The sequence below is a fragment of the Pseudomonas agronomica genome (genome assembly GCF_025917275.1).
In the GTDB taxonomy this organism is placed as follows: domain Bacteria; phylum Pseudomonadota; class Gammaproteobacteria; order Pseudomonadales; family Pseudomonadaceae; genus Aquipseudomonas; species Aquipseudomonas agronomica.
On sequence record NZ_JAOSHO010000897.1, the window covers coordinates 1 to 1,019 of the forward strand.

The window sequence follows — 1,019 nt, forward strand, 5'->3', positions numbered from 1 at the left end:
CTTTCGGCGCTGGCGACCAACGGCACGCTGTTCCTCCAACAGTTGGCGGGCATGACGACCATTGTCGCCGGGGTCTACAGCATCATCGCCGGCAACCTCAGCGTCGGTGCGCTGGTGGCGACCTACATGCTCGGCAGCCGGGTCCTCGCGCCGTTGGGCCAGATCGCCGGGCTGATCACCCGTTACCAGCAAGCCCAACTCACCATGCGCAGCACCGATGCCCTGATGGCTTTGCCCCAGGAGCGCGATGCCAAGCAGCGGCCCCTTGATCGCACGCAATTGCAAGGCGCGCTGGAGGTGAGCGGCGTGACCTTCCACTACAACGGCCAGAACACCCCGGCGCTGGCGAACGTCAGTTTCAGCCTCAAGCCGGGCGAACGGGTCGGGATCATCGGCCGCAGCGGCTCGGGCAAAAGCACCCTGGCGCGGCTGGTGATGGGTTTCTATGCGCCGCAGGAAGGCCAGTTGTTGCTGGACGGCCTGGACCTGCGGCAACTGGACGTCGCCGACTTGCGCCAACAGATCGGCTATGTCGCCCATGACCTGCCGCTATTGGCCGGCAGTCTGCGCGATAACCTGACCCTCGGTGCCCGCTACATCAGCGACGCACGCATGCTGGAAGTGGCGGAACTGACCGGCGTCACCGAACTGGCACGCCAACATCCCCAAGGCTTCGACCGACCGGTGGGCGAGCGCGGACAACTGCTGTCCGGCGGCCAGCGCCAGGCCGTGCTGCTGGCCCGGGCCCTGTTGCTCGACCCGCCGATCCTGCTGCTGGACGAACCCACCAGCGCCATGGACAACAGCAGCGAAGACGTCCTGCGGCAAAAGCTTCATACCCATGTGCAAGGCAAGACCGTGCTACTCGTCACCCACCGCACCTCGATGCTCAGCCTGGTGGATCGGTTGGTGGTGCTGGACAACGGCCGCATCGTGGCGGACGGGCCGAAGGATGCGGTGATCGAGGCGTTGCGCAAGGGACGGGTGGGCTCAGCGGCGGTATAGCTGCCAACCCATAC

Annotated in this window: 1 protein-coding gene; it reads left to right on the forward strand. The window is 65.9% G+C overall.

Translation table 11 applies throughout. From position 1 onward, the window contains the following. Nucleotides 1–1,005: ATP-binding cassette domain-containing protein (locus OC610_RS27965; protein ID WP_264432835.1), on the forward strand; the 1,005-nt coding region annotated here is incomplete at its 5' end. Between the last annotated feature and the right edge of the window lie 14 nt (nt 1,006–1,019).